At 72.9% G+C, this 7,027-nt stretch carries 1 protein-coding gene; it reads left to right on the top strand.

Features of this window, described 5'->3' with window-relative positions; translation table 11 throughout:
- Nucleotides 1-2 precede the first annotated feature (2 nt).
- Nucleotides 3-7,027 (top strand): type I polyketide synthase (locus tag AB0412_RS35275; protein WP_366406709.1); only part of this gene is annotated, 7,025 nt, incomplete at its 3' end.

Genomic DNA, 7,027 nt, shown 5'->3' with positions numbered 1-7,027 from the left:
AAATGGCGGAGAACACCGAGCAGCAGGAGAAGATCGCCCGTTATCTGAAGAAGATGGCGAGCGACCTCAACCAGGCCCGTGCGCGCCTGCGCGAGTACGAGTCCCGGGACGGTGAACCCCTCGCGATCGTCGGCATGAGCTGCCGCTATCCGGGCGGGGTGACCTCACCGGACGAGCTGTGGGAGCTCGTGGCCTCCGGTGGCGACGGCATCGGCCCGTTCCCCACCGACCGCGGCTGGGACCTGGAGCGGCTCTACGACCCCGACCCGGACCGCCTCGGCACCGTGTACACCAGGGAAGGCGGATTCATCGACGGCGCCGCCGAGTTCGACGCCGACTTCTTCGGCATCAGCCCCCGCGAGGCCACCGCGATGGACCCGCAGCAGCGGCTGCTGCTCGAGGCGTCCTGGGAGGCACTGGAGGACGCGGGCATCGACCCGCACGGACTGCGGGGCAGCGACACCGGTGTCTTCTGCGGCGTCGGCCCGTCCGACTACGCGTCCATGCCCGCCGGGACCCTGCCCCAGATCGAGGGCTTCCGGCTGACCGGCTCCACCACCAGCGTGGTGTCCGGCCGCGTCGCCTACAGCCTCGGCCTGGAGGGCCCGGCCGTGTCCGTGGACACTGCCTGCTCCGCCTCCGCCGTCGCCCTGCACCTCGCGGTGACCGCGCTACGGGCCGGCGAGTGCTCGCTGGCTCTCGCCGGCGGCGTCACCGTGCTGTCCGGGCCGTTCCTGCACATGGAGTTCAGCCGCCAGCGCGGCCTGGCCCCCGACGGACGCTGCAAGGCGTACTCCGCGTCGGCCGACGGCACGGGCTTCTCCGACGGCCTCGGCCTGCTGGTCCTGGAGCGGCTGTCCGACGCGCGGCGCAACGGACGCCGGATCCTCGGCCTGATCCGGGGCAGCGCGGTGAACCAGGACGGTGCGAGCAACGGCCTGACCGCGCCGAACGGTCCGTCGCAGGAGCGGGTGATCCGGCAGGCGCTGGCCAACGCCGGGCTGTCCCCGGCGGAGGTCGACGCGGTCGAGGGCCACGGCACCGGCACCAAGCTGGGTGACCCGATCGAGGCGCACGCCCTGCTGGCGACGTACGGCCGCGAGCGGGACGGCGATCCGCTGTGGCTGGGTTCCATCAAGTCGAACATCGGCCACACCTCGACGGCTGCCGGTGTGGCGGGTGTGATCAAGATGGTGATGGCGATGCGGCACGGGGTGCTGCCGCCGACGCTGCACGTGGATGAGCCGTCGCCGCATGTGGACTGGGAGTCGGGTCGCGTTGAGCTGCTGACGGAGGCGCGGGAGTGGTCGGCTCCGGAGGGGCGTCCGCGGCGGGCGGGTGTGTCGTCGTTCGGTGTGAGCGGGACGAACGCGCACATCATCGTGGAGGAGGCGCCGCCGGCCGAGGAGCCCTTGACGGAGGAACGGACCAGGCCAGCGAGTCCGGTGCCGGTGGTGTTGTCGGCGCGGTCGGATGCGGCGCTGCGGGCGCAGGCGGTGCGGGTGCGGGAGCGGGTTGCCGCCGACCCGGACCTGTCGGTGGTGGACACGGCGTATTCGCTGGTGACTTCGCGGGCGTTGCTGGACCGGCGTGCGGTGGTCGTCGCCTCGGACCGGAACGAGCTGCTGGCGCGGCTGGCGGAGATCACCAGCGAAGAGCCCGCGATCGGCGGGAAGTCGGCGTTTCTGTTCACCGGTCAGGGCTCGCAGCGGCCCGGGATGGGACTCGAACTCGCCGCGAACTTCCCCGTGTTCGAGCAGGCACTCGCCGAGGTGTGCGCGGAGGTCGATCCCCGGCTGGGGCGTTCGCTGCGGGAGCTGCTCGCGGCCGAGGGCGACGTGCTGAACTCGACCGAGTTCACACAGGTGGCGCTGTTCGCCGTCGAAGTCGCCCTGTTCCGGCTCGCCGAATCCCTCGGGCTGCACGCCGACTACCTCATCGGGCATTCGGTCGGCGAGATCGCTGCCGCCCATGTGGCCGGAGTCCTGTCGCTGGCGGATGCGGCGGAACTGGTCGTGGCGCGGGGCCGGTTGATGGGTGCGCTGCCGGCGGGTGGCGCGATGGTCGCCGTCCAGGCCGAGGAGTCCGAGGTCGCCGAGTCGCTGGCCGGGTTCGAGGGCCGGCTGGAGATCGCGGCGGTCAACGGGCCACTGGCGGCAGTGGTGTCGGGTGACGACGAGGCGGTCACGGAGTGGCTGCCGCGCTGGGAGGGCCGTAAGACGACCCGGCTGCGGGTCTCGCACGCCTTCCACTCGCCCCGCATGGAGCCGATGCTGGCCGAGTTCCGCACCATCGCCGCAAAGCTGATCTACGCCACGCCGCGTATCCCGGTCGTCTCCAACGTCTCCGGTGAGCCGGTCACCGTCTTCGACGCCGACTACTGGGTGCGTCACGTGCGTCAGGCGGTGCGTTTCGCCGACGGTGTCCGCACCCTGTGGGAGCTGGGGGTGCGCCGGTTCCTGGAGCTGGGACCGGACGCGGTGCTCACCGCGATGGCCCGCCAGTGCCTGGACGACGACACCGAACCGGCTGCCTTCGTTCCCGCCCTGCGTGCCCAGCACAGCGAGTCGGAGACCTTCGCCGCCTTCCTGGGCCGCGCCCACATCACCGGCGCCCCCGTCGACTGGACGGCCTACTACGAAGGCACCGGCGCCCAGCGCGTCGACCTGCCCACCTACCCCTTCCAACGCGACCGCTACTGGCTCACGCCCGGGACCGCTCCCGGCGACGTCTCGACCGCCGGACTCATCGGCGTCGACCACCCCGTCCTCGCCGGTCGCGCACTTCTCGGTGATCGTGACGAGTGGCTGTTCACCGGGCGCATCTCCACTCGGACACAGCCGTGGACGCGCGACCACGTCGTCATGGGCGCGGTCATCGTGCCCGGCGTGGCACTGGTCGAGATGAGCCTGGCCGCCGGGCGGGAGATCGGCAGCCCCGTGCTCGACGAACTCGTCATCGAGTCGCCGCTGGCCCTGGAGGAAGAGGCGGCGCGCCGGATTCAGATCCTCGCCGGGGACGCCGACGACGACGGCCGCCGTGAGTTCGTGATCTTCTCGTGGTCCGAGGGCGACGACGCGGAGGAGCAGCCCGAGGCGGTCTGTCACGGTCGCGGTTGGCTGGCCGCGGAGTCCCGGACTCTCCCGGCCTGGGACGTCGCATGGCCGCCGCAGGACGCGGAACGTCTCTCCGCCGAGGCGCTGTACGCGCGTATGGCTGACATCGGCTACGACTACGGTGCGCTGTTCCAGGGTGTGGTCGACGCCTGGCAGGACGACGACGCGGTCTATGTCGAGCTGGCGCTGCCGGACGACGCCGACGCCGGTGCCTTCGGCATCCATCCCGGGCTCTTCGACTCCGCGGTGCAGAGTTCCCTCTTCGGGGAGAAGCCGGACGACACGCTCGTCATGCCGTTCTCGTGGAACGGCGTGCAGCTCGGCCGGACCGGTGTGTCCCGCGCCCGCGCACGGCTCACCCCCGCGGGTGAGGCCGCCTTCCGCATCGACGTCGTCGACGAGCACGACGAGCCGGTGCTCAGCATGGACAAGCTCGTGTTCCGTCCGGTCGACCGGGCTCAGTTGAAGCGGGCAGCCGCCGCTCAGGGTTCGCTGTACCGGCTGGACTGGACGCCGGTCACGGCAGGCGCGGGTGGGGCCGCCCGGGTGGCGGTGCTCGGCGGGCTTCCCGCCGAAGGGGAGCCGTTCGAGAACCTGGCCGCGCTGGAGCAGGCGGTCGCCGACGGCGCTCCGGCGCCCGCGCTCGTGCTCGCGGGCGTGGAGGCGCCCGAGGCCACGGGTGCCGCCGTCGAGGCGCTCGATCTCGTCCAGCGGTGGCTCGCCGGCGGGGGCGGCCTGGACGGAGCCAGGCTGGCGTTGGTGACCCGGCGTGCGGTCGCCGTCGGCGACGAGGCTCCCGACACCGCTCAGGCGGCGGTGTGGGGCCTGCTGCGCAGCGCCCAGTCCGAGCATCCCGGACGGTTCGTCCTCGTCGACCTCGACGACGACTCCGTCGTGGAGGGCCTGCACTGGGGTGGGCTGACCGACCTGGACGAGCCGCAGCTCGCCGTGCGCGGCGGGCGGATGCTGGCACCGCGGCTCTCCCGGGCGACGGCCGGTGAGTCGCCCACCGCGTTCGACCCCGACGGCACCGTCGTGATCACCGGTGGTACGGGTGGCCTGGGCGCGGTCTTCGCCCGTCACCTCGCCGCCACGCACGGCGTACGGCATCTGCTGCTGCTCAGCCGGCGCGGTCCGGAGGCGGACGGTGCCGCGGAGCTGGTCGCCGAACTGGAGACGCTGGGCGCACGGGCGCGGACCGTCGCCTGCGACGTGGCCGATCGTGACCAACTGGCCGCCGCCCTCGCGTCGTCGGACCGTCCCGTGACCGCCGTGGTGCACGCGGCCGGTGTTCTCGACGACGGGGTGATCGAGTCGCTGTCCGCCGAGCGGATCGCCCGCGTCGTACGGCCGAAGGTGGACGCGGCCTGGCATCTGCACGAGTTGACAGCGGACGCGGAGCTGGCGGCGTTCGTCGTGTTCTCCTCGGTGGCCGCGCTGATCGGCAGCCCGGGGCAGGCCAACTACGCGGCCGCCAACGCCGCTCTCGACGCCCTCGCGGCGTCCCGGCGCGCGGTCGGCCTGCCCGCTACGTCGCTCGCCTGGGGCCTGTGGTCGGACACCGTGGGCATGGCGGGCCGGCTGGGGGAGGCCGAGCTGGCGCGTCTGGAGCGGACGGGCGCCAAGCCGCTGACGACCGAGCTGGGACTCGCCCTCTTCGACCAGGCACTCGCCTCGGACGAGACCTTCCTCGCCCCGGCCTGGCTGGACATGGCCGCACTGCGGGCCCAGGCCAGGGCGGGGACGATCCCGCCCGTGCTGCGCGGGCTGGCGCCCGTCCCGGCACGACGGGCGGAGGCCGGCGGAGCCCTCGCCCAGCGTCTCGCGGGGGTGCCCGAGGCAGAGCGTGAGCAAGTGGCTCTCGACCTCGTGCGGGCCCAGGTGGCGGGCGTCCTCGGCCACGCCTCGGCGGCGTCGGTCGATGCCGAGCGGGCATTCCGGGATCTGGGCTTCGACTCGCTCAGCGCCGTCGAACTGCGCAACCGGCTCACCCAGTCCACCGGCGTGCGCCTGCCCGCGACCCTGGTGTTCGACCACCCGACCCCGGTGGCGGTGGCGCGGCTGCTGGTCTCCAAGATCACGGTGGACGTCGCCACGGCCGGGCGCGCACCGGCGACGCGAGCGCGCCGCCAGGACCGCGGCGAGCCCTTGGCGATCGTCGGCATGAGCTGCCGTTTCCCCGGCGGGGTGACCTCGCCCGAGCAGCTGTGGGAGCTGGTGGCGTCCGGCCGGGACGGCATGGGCCCGTTCCCGGACGACCGGGGCTGGGACCTGGAGCGGCTCTACGACCCCGACCCCGACCAGGCGGGCACCGTGTACACGCGGTCCGGCGGATTCGTCGACCGCATCGGCGAGTTCGACGCCGACTTCTTCGGGATCAGCCCGCGTGAGGCGCTGGCGATGGACCCGCAGCAGCGGCTGCTCCTCGAGGCGTCCTGGGAGGCCTTCGAGGACGCCGGCATCGACCCGACGACCCTGCGGGGCAGCAACACCGGCGTCTTCTGCGGCACCGTCGCCTCCGGCTACCACGCCACGATGGTCCCGGAGTTGGAGGGCTATCACCTCACCGGCACCACGCAGAGCGTGGTGTCCGGCCGGATCGCCTACACCCTCGGCTTCGAGGGCCCGGCGGTCTCCGTGGACACGGCCTGCTCCTCCTCCGCCGTCGCCCTGCACCTGGCCTCCCAGGCGCTGCGGGCGGGTGAGTGCGAGATGGCGCTGGTCGGCGGCGTCTCGCTGATGGCCACGCCCGACCTGCTCATCGGCTTCAGCCGCCAGCGCGGCCTGGCCGCCGACGGGCGCTGCAAGGCCTACGCCGCGTCGGCGGACGGCACCGGCTTCTCCGACGGCCTCGGCCTGATCGTCGTGGAGCGGCTGTCGGAGGCCAAGAGGAAGGGACACCGCATCCTGGGTCTGATCCGGGGCAGCGCGGTGAACCAGGACGGCGCGAGCAACGGCCTGACCGCGCCCAACGGCCCGTCCCAGGAACGGGTGATCCGCCAGGCGCTGGAGAGCGCGCGGCTGGCCCCGGCGGAGGTGGACGCGGTCGAGGGCCACGGCACCGGCACCAAGCTCGGCGACCCGATCGAGGCGCAGGCGCTGCTGGCGACGTACGGGCGCGAGCGGGACGGTGATCCGCTGTGGCTGGGGTCGATCAAGTCGAACATCGGTCATACGTCGGCTGCCGCCGGCATCGCCGGTGTGATCAAGATGGTGATGGCGATGCGGCACGGGGTGCTGCCGCCGACGCTGCATGTGGATGAGCCGTCGCCGCACATCGACTGGGAGTCGGGCGAGGTGCGGCTGTTGACGGAGGCGCGGGAATGGTCGGCTCCGGAGGGGCGTCCGCGGCGGGCCGCTGTGTCGTCGTTCGGGGTGAGCGGCACGAACGCGCACATCATCCTGGAGGAGGCACCGGTCCACGAACCGGCTGACCGTGCGGCTGAGTCGGATGCTCGGCCGGCCGTACCGGTGGTCGTGTCGGGGCGGTCGGTGGCGGCGATGCGGGCGCAGGCGGACCGGTTGCGTGCGCATGTGCTGGCCCGTCCGGAGCTGTCGCTGGCGGACGTGGCCTTTTCGGCGGCGACGACGCGTGCGCATCTGGAGCACCGGGGTGTGGTGGCGGCTGCGGACCGGGACGGGTTGGTCGCGGGGTTGGCGGCGTTGTCGGTGGGGGAGCCGTCGGCGGTGGTGGCCGAGGGCCGTGCGGTGTCGGCCGTGAAGCCGGTGTTCGTGTTCCCGGGGCAGGGGGCGCAGTGGGTCGGTATGGCGGTGGACCTCCTCGACAGCGCGCCGGTGTTCGCGGCGGAGATCGCCGCGTGTGGTGAGGCGCTGGGCGAGTTCGTCGACTGGGATCTCGAAGACGTGTTGCGGGGTGCGCCGGGGGCTCCGACGTTCGAGCGGGTCGATGT

The organism is Streptomyces sp. NPDC052012, from assembly GCF_040689265.1.
In the GTDB taxonomy this organism is placed as follows: Bacteria; Actinomycetota; Actinomycetes; order Streptomycetales; family Streptomycetaceae; genus Streptomyces.
Note: the sequence above shows the minus strand (reverse complement) of the source record. Positions and strands in the feature narration are given on the sequence as shown.